This is a genomic window from Isoptericola sp. NPDC060185 (assembly GCF_042728595.1).
Lineage (GTDB): Bacteria > Actinomycetota > Actinomycetes > Actinomycetales > Cellulomonadaceae > Isoptericola.
On record NZ_JBHWYY010000072.1, the window covers coordinates 1 to 20,651 of the forward strand.

Sequence of the window (20,651 nt, forward strand, 5' to 3'; positions counted from 1 at the left end):
GTTGGGCCCTGTCTCGGGACCGAGACAGGGCCCAACGCCCGCTCACAGCGCTCCCGGGTGGGTCAGGAGATGATGCGGATGTTCAGGGGGTAGCGGTACGCCTCGTGCCGGTTGACGGCGACGGCCGCGAGGATCCCGAAGACGATGGACAGCACCCACACCGCGGCCCAGAGCAGGAACCCGACGATGATGACGAAGAGGATCACGGAGATCGCGTAGCCGATCAGCAGCGTGATCTGGAAGTTCAGCGACTCCTTCGCCTGGTCGCCCACGTACCGGCTGCGGTCGCGCAGGAACAGCCAGACCAGCAGCGGCGTGAGGAACCCGAGGAACCCGAAGCTCAGCAGGGACAGCACCGGCGGTCCGAGGTGGGCGACCAACGCCCACGTGCGCTCGTCCGACGGCGACAACGGCAGCGGCCCGTACCCGTGCGGCGGGTGACCGGGCGGCGGGCCGTACGGCGGCGGCCCGGCAGGCGGCCCGCCCGGTGGCTGCTGCGGGGGTCCGTACGGCGGCTGGCTCATGGCCCCATCCTCGCGCATCCGGGGAGGTCACGTGCGGTGGCGCCACCGCACGGCTCGGGCCACAGTGGGCCTAGCCGGCCAGACCCTGCCGGGTGAGCCACCTGGACGACTCAGGAGGAACGATGAGCGAGAACACGCCGCAGCAGCCCGGCGACCCGCAGGAGCCGCCGCACCAGCCCCCGTACCAGCCGCCGCCGGCCCAGCCCGGCGCGGGCTACGGGCAGCAGCCGCCGGCCGGGCCGCCCCCGGCCGGGCCGCCGCCGCACGGCGGGCAGCCGCCCTACGGGGACCGGCCGTACACGCCGGCGCAGCAGCCGTACGAGGGGCAGATGCCGGACCCGGGCCTGTACCCCGGCACGGAGTACCCGCCGGACCGGTCCGTGGCCGCGGGCCCGCACCTGCCGGGCGGGGACGGCGGCGGGTTCTTCGGCGCCCTGTTCGACTACTCGTTCAGCCGCTACATCACGCCCAGCGTGGTGAGGGTGATCTACATCGTCGTCACGGTGCTCGTCGCGCTCGGCTGGCTCTCGGGCCTCGTCGCGACGTTCTCGCAGTCCATCTGGGCGGGGATCCTCTACCTCGTCTTCGCGTGGATCATCGCGCTGGTGTACCTGGCGCTCGCGCGCATCACGCTCGAGTTCTTCGTCGCCGTGATCTCGGTCTCGGAGAAGGTCAACGCGTACGCGAAGCGGGACGGCGTCTCCTGACGTCGCGCCTCACGCCGTGACGAAGTCGATCAGCTCCTCGACCCGGCCCAGCAGGGCCGGGTCGAGGTCGCGGTAGTCGCGCACGGTCCCGAGGATCCGCTGCCAGGCGCGGCCCACGTCCTCGGTCGACGCCGCCGGCCAGCCCAGCTCGCGCAGGATCCCGCGCTTCCACTCCGTGCCGCGCTCGATCCTCGGCCACGACGCCAGGCCCAGGCGCTCGGCCTTCACCGCCTGCCACACGTCGACGTACGGGTGGCCGAGCACCAGCACGGTCCCGCGCGGCACCCGGCGCAACGCGTCGTCGGCCAGACGGCGCTCCTTCGAGCCGGGCACCAGGTGGTCCACCAGCACCCCGACGCGGCGCTCGGCGGTCGGGGCGAACTCGTCGAGGGCGTCGGCGAGGTTGTCGACGCCGTCGAGCATCTCGACCACCACGCCCTCGACACGCAGGTCGTCGCCCCACACCTTCTCGACCAGCTCGGCGTCGTGCTTGCCCTCCACCCAGATGCGGCTGCCGCGTGCGACGCGCGCCCGCTGGTCGTGCACGGCCACTGAGCCCGACGCCGTGCGCGTCGGTCGTTCCGGGGCGCGCCGGGTCACGGGCGCGGTGAGCTCGACGGGCTGCCCGTCCACCCAGAACCCGGGCCCGAGGGGGAACGACCGGGTGCGGCCGCGCCGGTCCTCGAGCACCACGAGGTGCATCCCGCCCGACTTCTCGACGCGCACGACGGCGCCCACCCAGCCCGAGGTGACCTCCTCGACGACGAGGCCGTGCTCCGCCGCCCGGGGCCGCGAGACGGGCCGTCGGCGGTGGTGGGCGGAGCCGTCCGGCGCGCCCGGGGCGCGGGAGCCGGCGGAGGACAGGACGTCGGAGCCGTAGCGGTCGTGCACGGCGGCGAGCCTACGGTCGGGGCCACGCCGCGGGCGGTCCCGACACGCGGCACGCGCCGCCCGGTCGGGACGGGCGGCGCGCGCGGGGTGGTGCGAGGACGTGCGGGTGCGGTTCAGGCGTGTCGGGGCAGGTGCAGCACGGCAGCCGCGGCGCGACGCCGGGACCTCCGCGGGGCGGGTGCGACGGCATCGTCCCGGAGCGCCCGCCGCGACGCGCGGAGCTCGTGCGCCAGACGGCGCAGCGCGACCTCGCGCTCCAGCTCCTCCTGCCGGCGCTCGAAGAGCATGTCGTACACGTGCGGATCCATGATGGCCTCCCAGCCGGGTGCGGTGACACGGCTAGAGAGGGGGCACCTCGGCGGTCCGTACACGACTGCTCTGGGCATGTGTACAGGTGCGTCGGGCGACGTCGGAGCGGTCGTCCGGAGGGCTCAGGCGGTCTCCGAGCGCGCGACGACGGCCGCCTCGGTACGGCTGGCCACCCCGAGCTTGCGCAGGATGGCGGACACGTGGACCGACGCCGTCTTGCGGCTGATGAACAGGCGCTCGGCGATCTGCCCGTTCGTCAGCCCGTCGGCGACGAGCTCCAGCACCTGTCGCTCGCGGTCGGTGAGCGACCGCCCTGCGCCCGCCCCGTCGCGGGCTCCGTCACGCCGGGCCCCGCGGGCCAGGCCTGCCTCGTCGAGGAGCGCCCGCGCCTGGTCGGCGACGAGCCCGCACCCGATGCCCTCGGCCGCCTCGACCGCGGCCTCGAGGCGCGCCCGGGCGGCCTGGCGGTCGCCCGTGGCGAGCAGGGACTCGCCGTCGCGGAACAGGGCGTAGGGCCGCAGGACGGCGGACCCGTCGGCGGCCAGGACGGCCTCCCAGGACCCGTCGCCCAGCTCGGCGGCGAACACGGCCGCCCACGCGGGGTACGTCGGCCACGACGCGCAGGTCGCGAGCGCGGCCCGGTACGGGGCGGCGTCCACCGGGCGGCCGGCGGCGCGCGCACGCTCGAGCACGCGGGCGGCCACCGCCAGGACGGACAGGCGGTAGTAGGCGGACAGCGAGCCCTCGTCGAGCGCGACGGAGACGAGGTCGAGCGCGTCGTCGAGGTCGTCGCGCAGGAGGGCGAGCTCCGCCAGCGTCCCGGCGACCCGTGCCCGGATCTGCTCCTCCATCCGGCCGAAGCGCAGCCAGGTCGCGCGGTGCGCGCGGGCGCGGGCCTGCGCCGCCTCGACGTCGCCTCGCCACATCGTCAGCCACGTCCACCGCTCGCCCAGGTAGACGGAGTAGTCGCTGACGTCGATGAGCGGTACCGACCGCTCGTACCAGTCCGCGGCGTCCGACCACCGGCCCAGCTCGATCCACGCCTCGGCCACGTTCCCCTCGAGCATGGCGCGGGTGGCCCACCCCGCGCCGAGTGTGCGCGCCAGCCGCGCGCCGGCGTCGGCCAGGGCCTCCGCCTCGGCGTACCGGCCCAGCTTGAGGCGGATGTCCGCGGCGTTCGTGTAGTAGTGGCACTGGGCCCGCCAGTCGTCGCCCGCGACCACGCCCGACAGGTCGAGGTCCTCGAGCCCGCCCAGGTCCCCGCCGTTGATCCGGCCCATGGCCCGCATGTTGAGCGCGAGGGAGGCGTTCCGCGTGTCCCCGACCGCACGTGCGGCGGCGAGCGCCTCGTCGGCGGCCGCGACCGCCGCGGCGTCGCGCGCGTCCATCATCGCGTTGCGGGCCTTGAGCCGGAGCAGGGGGGCCCGGCCCGCGTGGTCGTCCGCGGGCAGCAGGGCCAGCGCCTCGTCGAGCAGGCTGTCGGAGGCGGGGTCGGCCGTCTTGCCGAGGACGTGCGCGAGCGTGGAGAGGGCCTGCGCCCGCCCGGCCGGGTCGTCGGCCGGCCACTCCGCGACGGACTCCCGCGCGAGGCCGGCCGCCCGGTCCACCTGCGCGGCGTCCTGGAGCGCGGCGGCGACGTGGCGCAGCAGCGACGCGCGGTGCTGCCCCGCCACGCCGTCCGCGTCCGGGACCAGGTCCCACAGCTCCAGGGCGCGCTCGCCCGCCGCGACGGCCGTCGACGTGGCGCCGTCCGGCTCCGCCGTCGCGACGACCTGGACCGCGGCGGCCAGCGCGCGGTCGGGCACGCGGGCCCGCCACCAGTGGTCGGCGGCGGCCGCGGCGTCCGCGAGCGTGCGGCCGCCCTCCTCGAGCGCGCGGGCGCACGCGGCGTGCAGGCGGCGCGCCTCCCCGGGGAGCAGCTCGTGGTCGACCGCCTCCTGCATGAGGGCGTGGCGGAACCGGTAGCCGTCGCCGTCGGGCACGAGCACGTGCGCCTCGACGGCCTCGCGCGCGGCGGGCTCGGCGGCGTCGAGCCCGTCCTCGCCGAGCATCGCGGTGAGCAGGGCGTGGGGGGCGTGCTGGCCGGCCGCCGCCACCGTGCGGCAGAAGGTCCGGGCGCCGTCGCTCAGGGCGGAGTAGCGCAGCAGCAGCAGGTCGCGCAGGGACGTCGGCATCGCCTCGCCCGCGAACGCCGCGAGCTCCTCCGCGTAGAACGGGACGCCCTCGGAGCGCTCCGCGAGCTCGCCGAGCACCGGGCCGGGCAGCTCGCGGCCGGGGCCGCGCGTCGTGACGAGGGTCGTGACCAGGCGCGCGGCGTCGGCGGCGTCCAGGCGGGCCAGCTCGACGCGGGCGGCCAGGCGGGAGCGTTCCAGCTCGGCGAGCGTGGTGCGCAGCGGGTGGCGTCGTCCGACGTCGTCGCTGCGGTAGGTGGCGACGACGAGAAGGGTCGAGCGCGGGGCGGTCCGGGCCAGCCGGGCGACGACGGTCCGGGTCACGTCGTCGGACCAGTGCAGGTCCTCGAGCACGAGGACGACCGGCCGCGTCGCGGACACGGTCGAGACGAGGTCGGCGAGCACCTCGGGCAGGCGGCCGTGGTCGACGTCGCGCCGCACCTCGACGAGCGCGGGGGCGAGCGTGCCGAGGGCGTCGGCGGCGGGGCCCGCCGCGTCCAGGGTGGCCTCGGGCCCGAGCGCGTCGACCACGTCGGCGAGGACGCCGGTGAGCGCAGCGTAGGGGAGGGGGCCGGAGCCGGAGTCGGCGCACTGCCCGCGCAGCACGAGGGCGCCGCCCGCGGCGTCGGGGAGCCCGGCGAGCCCGGTCAGGAACTCGGCCACGAGCCGGGTCTTGCCGATACCCGCCTCGCCGCCCACCACGACCGTGCCGCCGGAACCGTCGAGGGCTGCGGCGAACGCGTCGCGGAGGGCGGCGAGCTCGGCCTCGCGACCGATCATGGGCGGTCGGGATCCAGTGGTGGGGTGCGGCCCGAGGGCCGACCCGGTCGAGGTGGCGGGCACCTCGTCATCGTGCCAGGCCGGCGCGCTGTCCGCCGGGGTCGCACCGACCGGCGAGACGTGCTCCTCGCCGGGTGCCACGGCCGCGGTCACAGCGTCCAGGACCGGCTCGTGCCCGCCGTCAGGAGGCCCCACACGCGGCGGTCGGCCCGGCGGCGGGCGGCCACACGGCCGCGGCCGCGGCGGTCGCCGCCCGTCAGGGCCTCCCGACGCTCGACGTCCCGCAGGAGCGTCTGCTCGGCCTCCGCCTCGCGGAGACGGAACTCGTCGTAGTACAGGAACTCGTTCATCACGGATCTCCTTCGCCCGAAGCCCCGGTGGCTGCCGGTGGTTCCACCCTCGGCTCCTGAGGTACGGCGGCGGATCGGTCAGGTGCCGCATCTTCGCGGCGGGGGGTACCTCAGACGCCGCCGTAGGTACCTCAGACGGCGGCCGGGGCGTGCCGGGCGGGTCGCCCGCGGACCTGTCGTGACCCCGCGTAGGATGGCACTCGGGATACGAGAGTGCTAAGCGTGCGCGAGGCGAGGGAGGACCGTGAGCGAGGAACGTCGGCTGGCCGTGCTGCGCGCGATCGTGGAGGACTACGTCCACACGCGCGAGCCGGTGGGGTCGCGCGTGCTCACGGAGCGGCACGGCCTCGGCGTCTCGCCCGCCACCATCCGCAACGACATGGCCGCGCTCGAGGAGGCCGGGTACATCGCCCAGCCGCACACCTCGGCCGGCCGCATCCCCACCGACAAGGGGTACCGGCTCTTCGTCGACCGCCTCGCGGAGGTGCGCCCCCTGACCAGCCCCCAGCGGCGGGCCATCGAGACGTTCCTGTCCGAGGCGATCGACATGGACGACGTGCTCGGCCGCGCCGGGCGCCTCATCGCCCAGCTCACGGGGCAGGTCGCCGTGGTCCAGTACCCGTCCCTGCGCGTGTCCGGGCTGCGGCACCTGGAGCTCGTCCCCGTCGGGGGCGCGCGCCTGCTGGTCGTCGTGATCACGGACACCGGCCGCGTGGAGCAGCGCTTCCTCGACGTCGGCGCGGGGCCGGGGGCCGAGCCCGCCGTCGTCGCGGTGGACTCGCCCGCCGGGCCGGCTCCCGACCCGGGGGCCCTCGACGAGGGCACGCTCGGCGAGCTGCGCGGCCGCCTCAACGCGGCCGCCGCGGGGCGGCGCCTCACGGACCTGCCGGAGGCGTTCGCGCGCGTGGTGGCAGGGCTGGACGCCGAGCTGGCCCCGCTGGCCCGCGGGATCGCGGACCTGGTGGTCGACACGCTCGGCGCGCAGCGCGAGGACCGCATCGTCCTCGCCGGCACCGCCAACCTCGCCCGCGCCGAGATGCGCTTCGAGCAGGGCCTCAGCCCGGTGCTCGAGGCCCTCGAGGAGCAGGTGGTGCTGCTCGGGCTCCTCACCGAGCTGGCCACCGAGCCCGCCCCGGGGTCCGGCCCCGGGGTCGGCATCCGCATCGGCCACGAGAACCGCCTCGACGGCCTCACCGAGACCTCCGTCGTCGCCTCCGGCTACGGCAGCGACGGCGACACGGTGGCCATCCTGGGGTCCATCGGCCCCACCCGGATGGACTACCCGGGCACGATCGCCTCGGTGCGCGCCGTCGCCCGCTACCTGTCCCGGGTGCTGCCCAGCTGACGGCCCCCGGCGAACCCTGACCCACACGACCTGACCGTGCACGTCACCGACACGTCACCGAAGAGAGACCTGTGACCGACTACTACGAGATCCTGGGCGTCCCCCGCGACGCCTCGGCCGAGCAGATCAAGAAGGCGTACCGCAAGCTCGCCCGCGAGCTGCACCCCGACGTCGCCGGCGAGGCCGGCGAGGATCGCTTCAAGGACGTCGCCCGCGCCTACGAGGTGCTGTCCAACCCGGACAAGCGCCAGCAGTACGACATGGGCGTGGACCCGAGCTCGCCGTCGGGTGGCGCGGGCGCCGGCTTCGGCAACGGGTTCGGCTTCCAGGACATCTTCGAGACGTTCTTCGGCGGCGGCGGCCAGCCCGCCGGGCCCGTGCCCCGCGCCCGCCGCGGCCAGGACGCCCTCGTGCGCATGGACATCGACCTCGCCGAGGCCGCGTTCGGCGCCAAGCGCGAGCTGCAGGTGGACACCGCGGTCGTGTGCGGCACCTGCGGCGGCAACGGCTGCCGCCCCGGCACCGACCTCAAGACCTGCGACGTCTGCCAGGGCCGCGGCAACGTGCAGCGCGTGGCGCGCTCCTTCCTCGGCCAGGTCATGACGACCGCGCCCTGCGCCGCCTGCCAGGGCTTCGGCACCGTGATCCCCGAGCCGTGCGCCGACTGCTCCGGCGAGGGGCGCGTGCGCTCGCGCCGCACCCTCACGGTCAACGTGCCGGCCGGCGTCGACACGGGCACGCGCATCAAGCTGACCTCGCAGGGCGAGGTCGGCCCCGGCGGCGGCCCCGCCGGCGACCTGTACGTCGAGATCCGCGAGAAGCCGCACGACACGTTCGTGCGCCGCGGCGACGACCTGCACTGCACCCTGCAGGTGCCGATGACGGCGGCCGCGCTCGGCACCGTCCTCGACCTGGAGACCCTCGACGGCCAGCAGGAGATCGACCTGCGCCCGGGCACCCAGCCGGGGCAGGTCGTGACGCTCAAGGGCCTCGGCGTCGGCCACCTGCACGCGGGCGGGCGCGGCGACCTCAACGTGCACGTCGAGGTCCAGGTGCCCTCCGGCCTGGACGAGGAGCAGACGGAGCTGCTGCGCTCGCTGGCCGCGCTGCGCGGCGAGGAGCGCCCCGAGCCGCGGCTGACCGCGGCGCACCCGGGCGTCTTCTCGCGGCTGCGGGACAAGCTGAGCGGCCGCTGACGTGAGCGCCCCCGTCTTCCTCGCCGACGGCGGCGCGCTCGGCGCGCTGTCCGCGGGCGACGTCTACGTGCTCGACGGCGCGGAGGGGCGGCACGCGGGCGTCGTGCAGCGCCGGGGTCCGGGGGAGCGGATGGACGTCGTCGACGGCGCGGGCACGCGGCTGCGCTGCGTGGTCGACGCCGTCGAGGGCGGCGAGGTGCGACTGCGCGTCGACGAGGTGGTCGCGGAGCCCGCGCCCGCCGTCATGCTCACGCTGGTGCAGGCGCTCGCCAAGGGCGACCGGGACGAGCTGGCCGTGGAGGCCGCCGTCGAGGTCGGGGTCGACGCCGTGGTGCCGTGGCAGGCCGACCGGTCCGTCGTCGTGTGGCGCGGGCAGCGGGCCGCGAAGTCGCACGCCAAGTGGGTCGCCACCGTGCGCTCGGCCGTGAAGCAGGCGCGCCGCGCGTGCCTGCCGCCCGTGGCGGAGCCGGTCACCACGCGCCAGCTCGCCGCCCGCGTCCGCGAGGTCGTCGCGGCCGGCGGCGGCGCCGTCGTGCTGCACGAGGACGCGACGACGCCGCTCGCGGGGGTTGCGCTGCCCGTGCCGTCGTCGGACCCGTCGGCCCCGCCGGCCCTGCTCGTCGTCGTCGGGCCGGAGGGTGGTATCTCCGACGCGGAGGTGGCCGCGCTCGAGGAGGCGGGTGCCGTGACCGCGCGGCTCGGCCCGCACGTGCTGCGCACGTCCACGGCCGGTCCGGTCGCCGTCGCGCTGCTCAGCGAGCGGCTCGGGCGCTGGGCCTGACCGGGCGGGGAGGCGGCCCGGCGCGGTAACGTCCGGGGCATGACGAGCGCCACCACCGACTGCCTGTTCTGCAAGATCGTCGCCGGCGACCTGCCCGCGGACGTGGTCGCCACCTCGGACTGCGTGATCGCGTTCCGCGACATCGACCCGAAGGCCCCGGTGCACGTGCTGGTGGTGCCGAAGGAGCACCACGGCGACGTCGCGACGCTCGCCGCCGCGGACCCGGCCCTGCTGGCCGAGGTGGTCGGGCTGGCCGACCGCGTGGCCGGCGACCTCGCCGACGGCCAGTACCGCTTCATCTTCAACTCCGGCCCCCGCGCCGGGCAGAGCGTCTTCCACGTGCACGGCCACGTGCTGGCCGGCGCGAAGCTCGGCTGGACCCCCGCCTGAGGTAAACCGCGTGCCGGGGCGGGCGCCCGCTCGATAGACTCGTGTCGCCCACGAACTCGTCTCGCGAAGGAGGGCCCCGGCGCAGCCGGCCCCATGACATCGACACCCCACGCCGCCTCCGGCACCCCCGGCGCGTCGGCCGCGCACGCCGAACGGTCCACCGAGCACCGCATCGTGGTGCCCACGCACGTACCGATGGTGGCCCTGCTCGGCAGCAGGGACTCCGTGCTGCGGGCCGTCGAGGACGGGTTCCCCGGCGTCGACGTGCACGCGCGCGGCAACGAGATCGTGGTGAGCGGCCCCGCCGGCGAGGTCGCCCTCGTCTCCCGCCTGCTGGACGAGCTCGTCGAGGTGGTCGAGTCGGGCACCCCGCTGACCCCCGAGGTCGTGGCGCGCTCGGTCCAGATGCTCACGGCGGCCTCCGCGCAGCGACCGGCCGAGGTGCTCACGTTCAACATCCTGTCGAGCCGCGGCCGCACCATCCGCCCCAAGACGGTGGGCCAGAAGCACTACGTCGAGGCGATCGACGCGAACACGATCACGTTCGGCATCGGCCCGGCGGGCACCGGCAAGACCTACCTCGCGATGGCCAAGGCCGTGCAGGCGCTGCAGGCCAAGCGCGTGAACCGCATCGTCCTCACCCGACCGGCGGTCGAGGCGGGGGAGAAGCTCGGCTTCCTGCCCGGCTCCCTGAGCGACAAGATCGACCCGTACCTGCGGCCCCTGTACGACGCGCTGCACGACATGATGGATCCCGACGCGATCCCGCGGCTCATCGAGGCCGGCACGATCGAGGTGGCGCCCCTCGCCTATATGCGCGGAAGAAGCTTGAACGATTCTTTTATCATTCTTGACGAGGCGCAGAACACCTCCGCCGAGCAGATGAAGATGTTCCTCACCCGCCTCGGCTTCGGCTCGACGATGGTCATCACCGGCGACGCCACGCAGGTCGACCTGCCCGGCGGCACGACGTCGGGCCTGCGGGTCGTCGAGGACATCCTCACCGGCGTCGACGACGTCGAGTTCTGCCGGCTGACCTCGGCGGACGTGGTGCGGCACAAGCTGGTCAGCGACATCATCGACGCGTACGCGCGGTGGGACGTCGCGACGGCGCGACCGGACCAGGGACGACAAGCACGACAGGGCCGCGGCCCGCACGAACGAGGGGCACGCAGGTCATGAGCATCGAGGTCGCAGCGAGTGGACGGGGCGAGCGCCCATGAGCATCGAGGTAGCCAACGAGTCGGGCGTCGAGGTCGACGAGGCCGAGTTCGCGGCGCTGGGACGGTTCGTGCTGGACGCGCTGCACGTGCACCCGCGCAGCGAGCTGTCGATCATGTTCGTCGACACGACGGTCATGACGGAGCTGCACGTGCAGTGGATGGACGAGCCAGGGCCCACGGACGTGCTGTCGTTCCCGATGGACGAGCTGCGCCCCGGCCGCGAGGACGAGGAGACGCCGCCCGGCACGCTCGGCGACGTCGTGCTCTGCCCGGAGGTGGCGGCCCAGCAGGCGAAGGTCGCGGGCCACTCGACGGCGGAGGAGCTGCTGCTCCTGACCACGCACGGCATCCTGCACCTGCTCGGCTACGACCACGCCGAGCCGGAGGAGGAGAAGGAGATGTTCGCGCTGCAGCGACGCCTCCTGCTCACGTTCCTCGCCGGTCGGTGACGGACCGGGTGATGGACCGGGGGACCCGCTGATGGACGGACCCGAGCTGCTGCTGGCCCTGGTGGCGCTGGTCGCGCTCGCCCTCGCGGGGATGCTGTCCGCGGGCGAGGCCGCCGTGCTGCGGATCACGCGCACCTCGGTGGCGGACGCCGTGATCGACGCGGAGACGTCCGAGGAGCTCACGACGACCGCGCGCCGCACCCGGCTCGCGCGGCTGCGGGCCGTGCAGGGGCTGGTCGTGGACCCGCCGGCGTCCGTGGCGGCGTTCGCGCTCGTGCGCGTCTTCGCCGAGACCGTCGCCCTCGCCGCGGCCACCCTGATGATCGCGGACTGGTTCGACACCTGGTGGCAGGTGCTGCTGGTCGCCGCGGTCGTGGGCCTCGCGGCGGGCGTCGTCTTCGTGCGCCTGAGCCCGCGCGCCCTCGGCCTGCGCCGCCCGCTCCCGGTGCTCCTGGCCCTGGCGGGCCCGCTGTCCGCGGTGCACCGCGGCGCGGCCTGGCTCACCGACCGCACCAGCGAGCGGGCCGCGGGCCGCGCCGCGGAGCGCGACGGCGAGCACGACCCGGGCGAGGACGCGCTGCGCGAGGTGGCCGAGCGCGTGCGCGACAACGACGCGATCGAGGACGCCGAGCGCGAGCTCATCCGCTCGGTCGTCGAGCTCGGCGGCACCCTGACCCGCGAGGTGATGGTGCCCCGCACCGACATGGTGACGGTGACGGCGGCGACGCCGCTGCGCAAGGCCATGCGGCTCTTCCTGCGCTCCGGGTACTCGCGCGTGCCCGTCGTCGGCGAGGAGGTCGACGACCTCGTCGGCGTCGCCTACCTCAAGGACGTCGCGCGGGTGCTGGAGAACGAGCCCGGCGCGGGCTCCCGGCCCGTGGTCGACGTCGCTCGCGACGCCGTGTTCGTGCCCGAGTCGAAGCCCGCGGACGAGCTGCTGCGCGAGATGCAGGCCTCCCGCTCCCACATCGCCCTCGTCGTGGACGAGTACGGTGGCATCGCCGGCCTCGTCACCGTCGAGGACGTCATCGAGGAGCTGGTCGGCGAGCTGACCGACGAGCACGACACCGCGCCCGTCGTCGAGCCGGAGGACCTGGGGGACGGCACGTTCCTCGTCTCCGCCCGGATGCCCGTCGACGAGCTCGGGGAGCTGTTCGACCTGCGGCTCGACGACGACGACGTGGACACCGCCGGCGGCCTGCTCGCCAAGGCGCTCGGCAAGGTGCCGCTCACCGGCGCGACGGCCGACGTCGGCGGCCTGCACCTCGTGGCCGACCGCGTCGAGGGCCGGCGCAAGCAGCTCGCCACGCTGCGCGTGGAGCGCGCGGCACCCACGGACGACGACACAGCAGCGGGCGACAGGTTCGCACCGCCAGACCAGAAGGAAGCCCACGCATGACCACCGAACCCGCGCGCCCCGGCGACGCCCCGCACCGCTCCGGCTTCGCCTGCCTCGTGGGGCGGCCGAACGTCGGCAAGTCGACGCTCACCAACGCCCTGGTGGGGGAGAAGGTCGCGATCATGTCGGCGCGGCCGCAGACCACGCGGCACACCATCCGCGGCATCGTGCACCGCGACGACGCCCAGCTCGTCCTGGTGGACACCCCCGGGCTGCACCGCCCGCGCACGCTGCTCGGCGAGCGGCTCAACACGCTGGTGCAGGACACGCTCGGCGAGGTCGACGTCATCGCGTTCTGCCTGCCCGCCGACCAGAAGATCGGCCCCGGCGACCGGTACATCGCGACCCAGCTCGCGCCGCTCATGGAGGGCCGGCGCGCGGTGCCCGTCGTCGCCGTCGTGACCAAGTCCGACCTGGTCGACCGCGGCCGGTTGATGGAGCACCTCCTGGCCGTCGACGAGCTCGCGCGCTCGATCGACCGCGACTGGTCCGCCATCGTGCCCGTCTCGGCGCGCGACGGCTACCAGGTGGACGAGCTCACCGACGTCCTGGTCGCGCACCTGCCCGAGGGGCCGGAGCTGTACCCCGGCGGCGAGCTGACCGACGAGCCCGAGCAGGTCATGGTCGCCGAGCTGGTGCGCGAGGCCGCCCTGGAGGGCGTCCGCGACGAGCTGCCGCACTCCCTGGCCGTGGTGGTCGAGGAGATCCTCGAGCGGGAGGGCACCGGCGACCCCGCGAAGGGTCGCCCGCCGCTGCTCGACGTGCGGGTGAACCTGTTCGTGGAGCGGGAGAGCCAGAAGGCGATCGTCATCGGGAAGGGCGGGTCTCGCCTGCGCGAGGTGGGCACCACCGCCCGCAAGGGGATCGAGAAGCTGCTCGGCACGCGGGTGTACCTCGATCTGCACGTCAAGGTCGCCAAGGACTGGCAGCGCGACCCCAAGCAGCTCCAGCGCCTGGGGTTCTGACCGGGGTACGGGGGACGTCCTCCGAGGCCGCGGGGGATTTCCGGGCCGTCCGCGCCGTGGGCGCCGAGTAGCATCGCCACGTGGTGTTCCGGACTATTGCGACGACGGCGGCGATCCTGGTGGGCCTGGCACTGACCGGGGCGGTGGCCGGCCCGCAGTGGGACCCGGTGCCCGTGACCGACCATCTCGTCCCCGCGACGTCCGACACGTCGATCGGCGGCGTGGACCCGGCCGCCGACATCGGCGAGGTGGGGGAGTTCGAGGTCCGCGAGACCACCGTCACGATCCCGCTCGACGGCGTCGTCGTGCAGGGCCTGCTCCGCCAGCCCCTCGGCGAGGACGGCGCGCCCCTGGACGACCGGCCCGGCGTCGTCTACGTGCACGGCGCCGGCACGGGCAAGTCCACGGTCGCCTTCATCGAGTCGGCCACGGCCCTCGCGAGCGCGGGCGTCGTCACCCTGGTGCCCGACAAGCGCCTCGACACCTACACCACCCGCGACCGGGACTACGTCGCGATGGCGGGCGACTACGAGCGCTCGGTCCAGCTCCTGCGCACGGTCGACGGGGTGGACCCGGACCAGGTGGGGGTCTACGGCGAGTCCGAGGGCACGTGGATCGTGCCGGTCATGCAGGCGAAGGACCCGGAGATCGCGTTCACCGTCCTGGTGTCCGCCCCCGTCGTGCCGCCGCGCCAGCAGGCCGCCTTCGCCGTCGACAGCTACCTGCGCAACACCGGCGTGCCCCAGCAGGTGTTCCGCGCCATCCCGCGGGCGGTGGGCATGCAGCTGCCCGGCGGCGGGTTCGAGTACGCCGACTTCGACGTGCGCCCGTGGCTCGAGAAGCAGACCGCGCCCGTGCTCGTGGTCTACGGCACGGCGGACCCGTCGATGCCGATCGAGCAGGGCGCCCGGCAGGTCATCGCCGACACCTCCGTGAACGGCGACGACGCCCCGGTGACCGTCCGGTACTACCAGGGCGCGAACCACGGCATCAACGTGCCCGTGGACGGCGAGTTCCACCTGCACCCCGACTTCGCGCGGGACGTGGCCACGTGGATCCAGGGGATGCCGGGCACGGCCAGCGCCCCGCCGCGCGTCGCCGGCGACACCCCGAACCAGCTCTACCTCGCCTCCGCGGTGCCGCAGCCGTTCTGGTGGGGCAACGGCGACATCGTCGTGGGCACCGTGATCGCGGGCATCGGGCTGCTGGTCCTCGGGCCGCTGGTCTGGGCGGTGCACGCGCTCGTGCGGCGCGTCGTGCTGCGACGCTCGACGACGACGGCGCCGCGGCTCGCCCGCGGGCTGCGCTCGTCCCTGCTGGGGCTCGGTCTGGGCGCCGTCGCGACGATGGCGGCGCTCGTGTTCTATCTCGTCTCCGTCGCACGGCTGGCCCTGGACTACGAGCGCGACGGCCTCGTCGTGCAGGGCGGGTGGATCGTCGTGCGCCTGCTCGGCGTCGCGACGGCGGTGGCCGGGGCGCTCGTGATCCGGCGGGTGTCCGACGCCCGCGCCGCCCGCCGAGGCGGCGCGGACGTGGCCGTCGCGCAGGGCTGGCCCGCGGTCGTGACCTTCTGGTGCACCCTGGCCGGTTCGCTCGTCCTGCTGTGCACCCTGGCGTACTGGGGTGTCTACCAGCTCGGCATCTGAGCCGGCACGGGTCGCGGCGCGGGCGGTGTGACCAACCCGCCCGCGCGGGACACGACGCCGGGGCGCTGAGTCGGGTAGAAACGGGACTGAGGCGTGCCCCCGCCGCCGCCCGCCCCCGGAGCACCATGGAGACGCCCGCATGACCGATCCCGGAACCACCGACGCCGCACCCGAGCAGGAGCGCTCGCCGTTCGGCGGGGTGCCGGTCCGTGAGCTCGTGCGCGACGTCGTGGCGGCGTTCGCGCTGCTCGTCGCGCTGCCGCTCCCGTGGGACCACGCGCACCGCGGCAGCGACCGCCTCGAGATCGTGCTCGTCACGGTGCTGGCGCTCCTCGCGGTCGCCGCCCCGTACCTGCGCCGCGGCGGCATCGGGCCCGCCGGCTGGGACGTCCTGACCGCGCGCCGCACCGTCGCGATCGCCTGCGTCCCGTACGCGGTCGTCGCCCTCGTGTACCTCGTGCTGGACGCGACGGCGCCCGCCGACGCCGCGGGCGGGGTCGGGGCCGGCCTCGCCGTCGGCCTGGCCGGCGCCGCGCTCGCGGCGGCGAGCCGCTGGGTGCACCTGCCGGCCGTGGTCGCCGGGGTGGTCGCGCTCGGCACCCTCGCCACGCCGGTCGCCTCGCTCCTGCAGGGAGCCGCCTGGACCACGACCGTCGTCGGCACCCTCAACGCCCTCGTGGTGCTCGGCGTCCTGTGGTTCACGGTCGGCACCTACCTGCGCTCGGGCGACCTGTCCGCCGGCTACGTGCTGCTCGCCCTGGGCGGCGCGGTGGCCCTCGAGCTCGTCCTGTTCTCCGGCGGCAACCTGCGCCCGTGGTTCGAGAGCGTGCACGAGCAGCGCCTCGGCCTGCTCCTGCTGCCCGTGGTCGCCGCCGTCACCGCGCGACGCATCGTCGACGACGGCGCGCGCACCGCCGACGAGCCCGACGACGTGCGCGCGCGGCGCTGGGTCGCCGTGGCCGAGCGGGCCCTCGGCCTGGTGGCGCTCGTCGCGGCGTTCGTGGCGCTGGTGGCGCTGGTCCGGATCATCGACGACGGCGTCGCCGTGGCTCTCGTGCTGCGCCTCGTCGTCGGGGTGCTCATGGTCGCCGTGGCGTTCGCCGCGCGGCGCTCCCTGGCCCGCGACCCGCGCTCCGGCCACGTCACCGCCGTCGGCGCCGCCTGCGTCCTCGTCGTGCTGGGCCTGGTCATCGTCGTCGCGCGCGCCGGGCTGGGCACGCAGTCCAACGTGGAGGAGCTGCTGGTCGCGTTCGGGCTGCCCGGCGTGGCCCTGGCCGTCCTGCTGGTGCCGCCGTCGGTCCGCGAGCTGGTCGCCTCGGCGCCGGAGGCACCCCGGGCCTCGGAGGCCCCTGGAGCCTCGGGCGCGGTCGGTGAGCCCGCCGCCCCGGAGCGCACCCTCGACGAGGCCGTGCCGGTCGCGGTCGTCGCGCCGTCGACCGCCGCCCCGGACGCGGCCAGGCCGGCGTCAGCGCCCTCCTCCGCGCCCTCCTCCGCACCCTCCTCCGCAAACTCCTCCGTGGCGCCGACGGCGCGCCCGGCCTCGGCCCCGACCGCCGCGACCCGGCCCGCGCCTGCCGGCCGCCCGATCGACGCGACCCAGCAGATGGAGCCGGTGCGCGCCCAGCAGGCGCCGGACTCCACCCAGGTGCTGCCGCCCGTGCAGGCGCCCGCGGCCAAGGCGCCGGCGGCGCCCGGCTGGAGCGCCGCCCAGGCGATGGACCCGGCCACGCCGCTCGCCGACCTGGCGCGGATCGCGGCGGAGGCGCCGTACCTGCGGTCGTACGTCGCGGCGAACCCGTCGACGTACCCGGCGCTGCTCGACTGGCTCGGCGCGCTGGGCGACCCGGCCGTCGACGCCGCTCTGCGGTCACGGCGCTGACGGGCCGTGTCGAAGGTGTACCGTGGCAGCGTGCATCGCACGGTGAGCCTCCTCCTTCGGTGCCGCGGCGGGGCCCTCTAAGGCCGGACCCCCCGTCGCGGAGGTTGTGGCGTGCCGGCCGACTGGTCACGACCGCCGGTCCCGAACCCGGGACCACGGTCACCGAGCCCCCACCGAAGGACGCGACACCATGACCCACCACCCCGACGGCATCGCCGGCGCCAACCCGCAGCGCCCCTCCGGGATGCCGTACACGCGCTACGTCCCCTTCCACGAGCAGATCCGCGTCGACCTGCCGGACCGCACGTGGCCCGACCAGCGCATCACCAAGGCCCCGCGCTGGTGCGCCGTCGACCTGCGCGACGGCAACCAGGCCCTCATCGAGCCGATGGACGCCGAGCGCAAGCTGCGCATGTTCGACCTGCTCGTGCAGATGGGCTACAAGGAGATCGAGGTCGGCTTCCCGTCCGCATCGCAGACGGACTTCGACTTCGTCCGCCAGCTCATCGACACGGGCCGCATCCCGGACGACGTGGTCATCCAGGTGCTCACCCAGTGCCGCGACCACCTCATCGAGCGCACCTACGACGCGATCCGCGGTGCCAAGCAGGCGATCGTGCACATCTACAACTCGACGTCGATCCTGCAGCGCGAGGTCGTCTTCCGCAGCGACATGGACGGCATCGTCGACATCGCCCTGCAGGGCGCGCGCCTGTGTCGCAAGCTCGAGGAGACCATCCCCGAGACGACGGTCTACTACGAGTACTCGCCCGAGTCGTACACCGGCACGGAGCTCGAGTTCGCCGCCCGCATCTGCAACGAGGTGCTGGAGGTGCTGGAGCCCACCGCCGAGCGGCCCGTGATCATCAACCTGCCGGCCACGGTGGAGATGGCCACCCCGAACGTCTACGCCGACTCGATCGAGTGGATGAACCGGAACCTGGCATTCCGCGAGCACGTCGTGCTGTCGCTGCACCCGCACAACGACCGCGGCACCGCCGTCGCGGCCGCCGAGCTGGGTTACCAGGCCGGCGCCGACCGCATCGAGGGCTGCCTGTTCGGCAACGGCGAGCGCACCGGCAACGTCGACCTGGTGACCCTGGGCATGAACCTGTTCGGCCAGGGCATCGACCCGCAGATCGACTTCTCCGACATGGACGGCATTCGCCGCACCGTGGAGCACTGCAACCAGATCCCGGTGCACGAGCGGCACCCGTACGTGGGCGACCTGGTCTTCACCGCGTTCTCCGGCTCGCACCAGGACGCGATCAAGAAGGGCTTCGAGCACATGGCGGCCCGCGCCGTGGACGAGGGCAAGGCCGTGGACGACCTCACGTGGGGCGTCCCGTACCTGCCGATCGACCCGAAGGACGTGGGCCGGTCGTACGAGGCCGTGATCCGGGTGAACTCGCAGTCCGGCAAGGGCGGCATCGCCTACCTGCTGTCCACCGAGCACTCGCTGGACCTGCCCCGTCGCCTGCAGATCGAGTTCTCCGGCGTCGTGCAGCACTACACCGACGCCGAGGGCAGCGAGGTCACGGGCTCCGACATCTGGCGCATGTTCAGCGACGAGTACCTGCCCGTCGAGGAGCACGACGCGCGGGGCCTGGAGCCGTGGGGCCGCCTGCGCCTGCGCGAGACGCGGACCACGTCGGCCGAGGGTGGCGCCACCGCGCTGGCCGTCGACGTTGTCGACCACGGGCAGGCCGTGACCCTCGAGGGCACCGGCAACGGCCCGCTCGCGGCGTTCGTCGACGCGATCTCGAAGGTCGGCGTGGACGTGCGCGTGCTGGACTACGCCGAGCACGCGCTGTCCGAGGGCGGCGACGCCACTGCCGCGGCCTACGTCGAGTGCCAGGTGGGCGACGACGTGCTGTGGGGCGTCGGCATCGATCCGTCGATCACCACCGCGTCGCTCAAGGCGGTCGTCTCCGCCGTGAACCGCGCCGCCCGCGGCTGACCGGTCCTGCGAGTTGTCAGGGCCAGGGCGGGGTATACCTCCCCCTGGCCCTGACAGCTTTCGTGGGTGGGGGCTGGGACAATAGGGCCGTGCCCCTGTACCGAGACGACGCGATCGTGCTGCGCACCCACAAGCTGGGCGAGGCGGACCGCATCGTGACGTTCCTGACCCGCGAGCACGGCAAGGTGCGCGGGGTGGGGCGGGGGGTGCGGCGCACGTCGTCGCGCTTCGGAGCCCGGCTGGAGCCGTTCATGGTCGTGGACGTGCAGCTGCACACCGGCCGGAACCTCGACACCGTGACGCAGGTGGAGACCGTGGGCCCGTACGCCCGCGCCATCTGCGAGGACTACGCCCTGTACACGTCCGGCGCGGCGATGCTCGAGGCGGCCGACCGCCTGGTTGCCGCCGAGCACGAGCCCGCGGTGCAGCAGTACTGGCTCCTCGCCGGGGCGCTGCGGGCCCTGTCGGAGCGCGCGCACGCCCCGGGCCTGGTGCTCGACTCGTACCTGCTGCGCGGGCTCGCCGTCGCCGGCTGGGCGCCGTCGTTCACCGACTGCGCCCGCTGCGGCGAACCCGGCCCGCACCACGCGTTCTCCGTGGGGCAGGGCGGGGCGGTCTGCTCGCGCTGCCGCCCGCCCGGCTCGACGGCGCCCGCCCCGGAGACGTTCGCGCTGCTGGGCGCGCTGCTCGGCGGCGACTGGGAGACGGCGGACGCCTCCGACGCGCGCCACCGCACCGAGGCGTCCGGGCTGGTCGCGGCCTACTCCCAGTACTACCTGGAGCGCACGCTGCGTTCCCTGCGCATGATCGAGAGAGAGGCCTGATGCCCCGCACCCCCGACGCTCGGTACGCCGAGCCCTACCCGCACCCCTCGGGGGCGACGCCGCCGAGCATCCCGGCGCAGTTCGTGCCGAACCACGTGGCGATCGTCATGGACGGCAACGGCCGCTGGGCCAACGCGCGCGGGCTGCCGCGGGTGGAGGGGCACAAGCAGGGCGAGAAGTCGCTGCTCGACGTCGTGGCGGGCGCCGTGCAGATCGGCGTCAAGCACGTGTCGGCGTACGCGTTCAGCACGGAGAACTGGAAGCGGTCGCCGGACGAGGTGAAGTTCCTCATGAACTTCAACCGCGACGTCATCCGCCGGCGCCGCGACGAGATGTCGTCGTGGGGCGTGCGCATCCGTTGGGCGGGCCGCCGGCCGAAGCTGTGGGGGTCGGTGATCAAGGAGCTGCAGGTCGCCGAGGAGATGACCAAGGAGAACGACCGCTGCACCCTGACCATGTGCGTCAACTACGGCGGCCGGGCGGAGATCGCCGACGCCGCGGCCGCCATCGCGCGCGACGCCGCCGCCGGGAAGCTCAACCCCGCGCGCGTCTCGGAGAAGACGATCCAGAGGTACCTCGACGAGCCAGACCTGCCCGACGTCGACCTGTTCCTGCGCTCGTCGGGGGAGCAGCGCACGTCCAACTTCATGATCTGGCAGGCCGCGTACGCGGAGATGGTCTTCCTGCCCGAGCCCTGGCCCGACGTCGACCGCCGGCACCTGTGGCGCGCGGTCGAGGAGTTCGCCCGCCGCGACCGGCGCTACGGCGGCGCGGTGGACACTCCCGACGCCGACTGAGCCCGTCGGTCGGGAACGCCGAGACCCCCGTCCGCTCCGAGGAGCGGACGGGAGTGTGGGGACGT

Annotated in this window: 19 protein-coding genes; 14 read left to right on the forward strand and 5 right to left on the reverse strand. The window is 74.7% G+C overall.

Features of this window, described 5'->3' with window-relative positions; genetic code table 11:
* Nucleotides 1–62 precede the first annotated feature (62 nt).
* On the reverse strand, nucleotides 63–524 hold the full coding sequence (locus ACFWDO_RS17465; protein WP_380347078.1) for a DUF4870 domain-containing protein: 462 nt from the start codon (nucleotides 522–524) through the stop codon (nucleotides 63–65).
* 122 nt (nucleotides 525–646) lie between these two features.
* Here ACFWDO_RS17465 and ACFWDO_RS17470 point away from each other — a divergent pair, with 122 nt between their 5' ends.
* On the forward strand, nucleotides 647–1,231 hold the full coding sequence (locus ACFWDO_RS17470) for a DUF4282 domain-containing protein (protein ID WP_380347080.1): 585 nt from the start codon (nucleotides 647–649) through the stop codon (nucleotides 1,229–1,231).
* Nucleotides 1,232–1,240: 9 nt separating this feature from the next.
* Here the strand turns inward: ACFWDO_RS17470 and ACFWDO_RS17475 are convergent, their stop codons facing one another.
* The 4 genes from ACFWDO_RS17475 to ACFWDO_RS17490 all read right to left on the reverse strand — a co-directional run bounded on the left by ACFWDO_RS17475 (nucleotide 1,241) and on the right by ACFWDO_RS17490 (nucleotide 5,732).
* On the reverse strand, nucleotides 1,241–2,122 hold the full coding sequence (locus tag ACFWDO_RS17475; RefSeq protein WP_380321675.1) for a DUF3097 domain-containing protein: 882 nt from the start codon (nucleotides 2,120–2,122) through the stop codon (nucleotides 1,241–1,243).
* A 113-nt stretch (nucleotides 2,123–2,235) separates the two neighbouring features.
* Entirely contained in the window at nucleotides 2,236–2,430 is a 195-nt protein-coding gene (locus ACFWDO_RS17480; RefSeq protein WP_380321678.1) for a hypothetical protein, read from the reverse strand.
* Between the two features lie 123 nt (nucleotides 2,431–2,553).
* Nucleotides 2,554–5,445 (reverse strand): ATP-binding protein, encoded by a 2,892-nt coding sequence (locus ACFWDO_RS17485; protein ID WP_380321681.1) that lies wholly within the window; start codon nucleotides 5,443–5,445, stop codon nucleotides 2,554–2,556.
* Between the two features lie 86 nt (nucleotides 5,446–5,531).
* Nucleotides 5,532–5,732, reverse strand: a complete 201-nt coding sequence (locus tag ACFWDO_RS17490; RefSeq protein ID WP_380321684.1) for a hypothetical protein — start codon at nucleotides 5,730–5,732, stop codon at nucleotides 5,532–5,534.
* Between the two features lie 244 nt (nucleotides 5,733–5,976).
* Here ACFWDO_RS17490 and hrcA point away from each other — a divergent pair, with 244 nt between their 5' ends.
* From hrcA to ACFWDO_RS17555, 13 genes are all read left to right on the forward strand, one after another.
* Nucleotides 5,977–7,077: a heat-inducible transcriptional repressor HrcA gene (gene hrcA, locus ACFWDO_RS17495; protein ID WP_380321687.1), complete on the forward strand. Its 1,101-nt coding sequence runs from the start codon at nucleotides 5,977–5,979 to the stop codon at nucleotides 7,075–7,077.
* A gap of 71 nt (nucleotides 7,078–7,148) precedes the next feature.
* Entirely contained in the window at nucleotides 7,149–8,273 is a 1,125-nt protein-coding gene (gene dnaJ, locus ACFWDO_RS17500) for a molecular chaperone DnaJ (protein WP_380321690.1), read from the forward strand.
* 1 nt (nucleotide 8,274) lies between these two features.
* Nucleotides 8,275–9,054, forward strand: coding sequence for a 16S rRNA (uracil(1498)-N(3))-methyltransferase (locus ACFWDO_RS17505; RefSeq protein ID WP_380321693.1), 780 nt, complete (start codon nucleotides 8,275–8,277; stop codon nucleotides 9,052–9,054).
* 39 nt (nucleotides 9,055–9,093) lie between these two features.
* Nucleotides 9,094–9,444, forward strand: a complete 351-nt coding sequence (locus ACFWDO_RS17510; protein ID WP_380321696.1) for an HIT domain-containing protein — start codon at nucleotides 9,094–9,096, stop codon at nucleotides 9,442–9,444.
* 93 nt (nucleotides 9,445–9,537) lie between these two features.
* The gene (locus tag ACFWDO_RS17515) at nucleotides 9,538–10,626 is read left to right on the forward strand and encodes a PhoH family protein (RefSeq protein ID WP_380321699.1); all 1,089 of its coding nucleotides are present in this window, start codon (nucleotides 9,538–9,540) and stop codon (nucleotides 10,624–10,626) included.
* Between the two features lie 37 nt (nucleotides 10,627–10,663).
* Entirely contained in the window at nucleotides 10,664–11,116 is a 453-nt protein-coding gene (ybeY, locus tag ACFWDO_RS17520; RefSeq protein WP_380321702.1) for an rRNA maturation RNase YbeY, read from the forward strand.
* A gap of 31 nt (nucleotides 11,117–11,147) precedes the next feature.
* The gene (locus tag ACFWDO_RS17525; RefSeq protein WP_380321705.1) at nucleotides 11,148–12,515 is read left to right on the forward strand and encodes a hemolysin family protein; all 1,368 of its coding nucleotides are present in this window, start codon (nucleotides 11,148–11,150) and stop codon (nucleotides 12,513–12,515) included.
* Nucleotides 12,512–13,480 carry a GTPase Era gene (gene era / locus ACFWDO_RS17530; RefSeq protein WP_380321708.1) on the forward strand — a complete coding sequence of 323 codons (969 nt, stop codon included), beginning with the start codon at nucleotides 12,512–12,514 and terminating at the stop codon, nucleotides 13,478–13,480. Before ACFWDO_RS17525 ends, era begins: the two co-directional genes overlap by 4 nt.
* 80 nt (nucleotides 13,481–13,560) lie before the next feature.
* Complete coding sequence (locus ACFWDO_RS17535; RefSeq protein WP_380321711.1) at nucleotides 13,561–15,126, forward strand: alpha/beta hydrolase family protein; 1,566 nt, start codon at nucleotides 13,561–13,563, stop codon at nucleotides 15,124–15,126.
* A 139-nt stretch (nucleotides 15,127–15,265) separates the two neighbouring features.
* Nucleotides 15,266–17,005, forward strand: coding sequence for a hypothetical protein (locus ACFWDO_RS17540; RefSeq protein ID WP_380321714.1), 1,740 nt, complete (start codon nucleotides 15,266–15,268; stop codon nucleotides 17,003–17,005).
* 190 nt (nucleotides 17,006–17,195) lie between these two features.
* Nucleotides 17,196–18,965 carry a 2-isopropylmalate synthase gene (leuA, locus tag ACFWDO_RS17545; protein WP_380321717.1) on the forward strand — a complete coding sequence of 590 codons (1,770 nt, stop codon included), beginning with the start codon at nucleotides 17,196–17,198 and terminating at the stop codon, nucleotides 18,963–18,965.
* An 89-nt stretch (nucleotides 18,966–19,054) separates the two neighbouring features.
* Complete coding sequence (gene recO, locus ACFWDO_RS17550) at nucleotides 19,055–19,789, forward strand: DNA repair protein RecO (protein WP_380321720.1); 735 nt, start codon at nucleotides 19,055–19,057, stop codon at nucleotides 19,787–19,789.
* Nucleotides 19,789–20,586, forward strand: a complete 798-nt coding sequence (locus tag ACFWDO_RS17555; RefSeq protein ID WP_380321723.1) for an isoprenyl transferase — start codon at nucleotides 19,789–19,791, stop codon at nucleotides 20,584–20,586. Before recO ends, ACFWDO_RS17555 begins: the two co-directional genes overlap by 1 nt.
* Nucleotides 20,587–20,651: the final 65 nt, after the last annotated feature.

Bases quoted from the DNA above. Each gene is read 5' to 3' on its own strand.
- ACFWDO_RS17555 (WP_380321723.1), top strand. From the start codon at position 19,789: ATGCCCCGCACCCCCGACGCTCGGTACGCCGAGCCCTACCCGCACCCC.
- ACFWDO_RS17490 (WP_380321684.1), bottom strand. From the start codon at position 5,732: ATGAACGAGTTCCTGTACTACGACGAGTTCCGTCTCCGCGAGGCGGAG.
- ACFWDO_RS17465 (WP_380347078.1), bottom strand. From the start codon at position 524: ATGAGCCAGCCGCCGTACGGACCCCCGCAGCAGCCACCGGGCGGGCCG.
- ACFWDO_RS17515 (WP_380321699.1), top strand. From the start codon at position 9,538: ATGACATCGACACCCCACGCCGCCTCCGGCACCCCCGGCGCGTCGGCC.
- ACFWDO_RS17480 (WP_380321678.1), bottom strand. From the start codon at position 2,430: ATGGATCCGCACGTGTACGACATGCTCTTCGAGCGCCGGCAGGAGGAG.
- ACFWDO_RS17540 (WP_380321714.1), top strand. From the start codon at position 15,266: ATGACCGATCCCGGAACCACCGACGCCGCACCCGAGCAGGAGCGCTCG.
- ybeY (WP_380321702.1), top strand. From the start codon at position 10,664: ATGAGCATCGAGGTAGCCAACGAGTCGGGCGTCGAGGTCGACGAGGCC.
- leuA (WP_380321717.1), top strand. From the start codon at position 17,196: ATGACCCACCACCCCGACGGCATCGCCGGCGCCAACCCGCAGCGCCCC.
- era (WP_380321708.1), top strand. From the start codon at position 12,512: ATGACCACCGAACCCGCGCGCCCCGGCGACGCCCCGCACCGCTCCGGC.
- ACFWDO_RS17525 (WP_380321705.1), top strand. From the start codon at position 11,148: ATGGACGGACCCGAGCTGCTGCTGGCCCTGGTGGCGCTGGTCGCGCTC.
- ACFWDO_RS17470 (WP_380347080.1), top strand. From the start codon at position 647: ATGAGCGAGAACACGCCGCAGCAGCCCGGCGACCCGCAGGAGCCGCCG.
- ACFWDO_RS17510 (WP_380321696.1), top strand. From the start codon at position 9,094: ATGACGAGCGCCACCACCGACTGCCTGTTCTGCAAGATCGTCGCCGGC.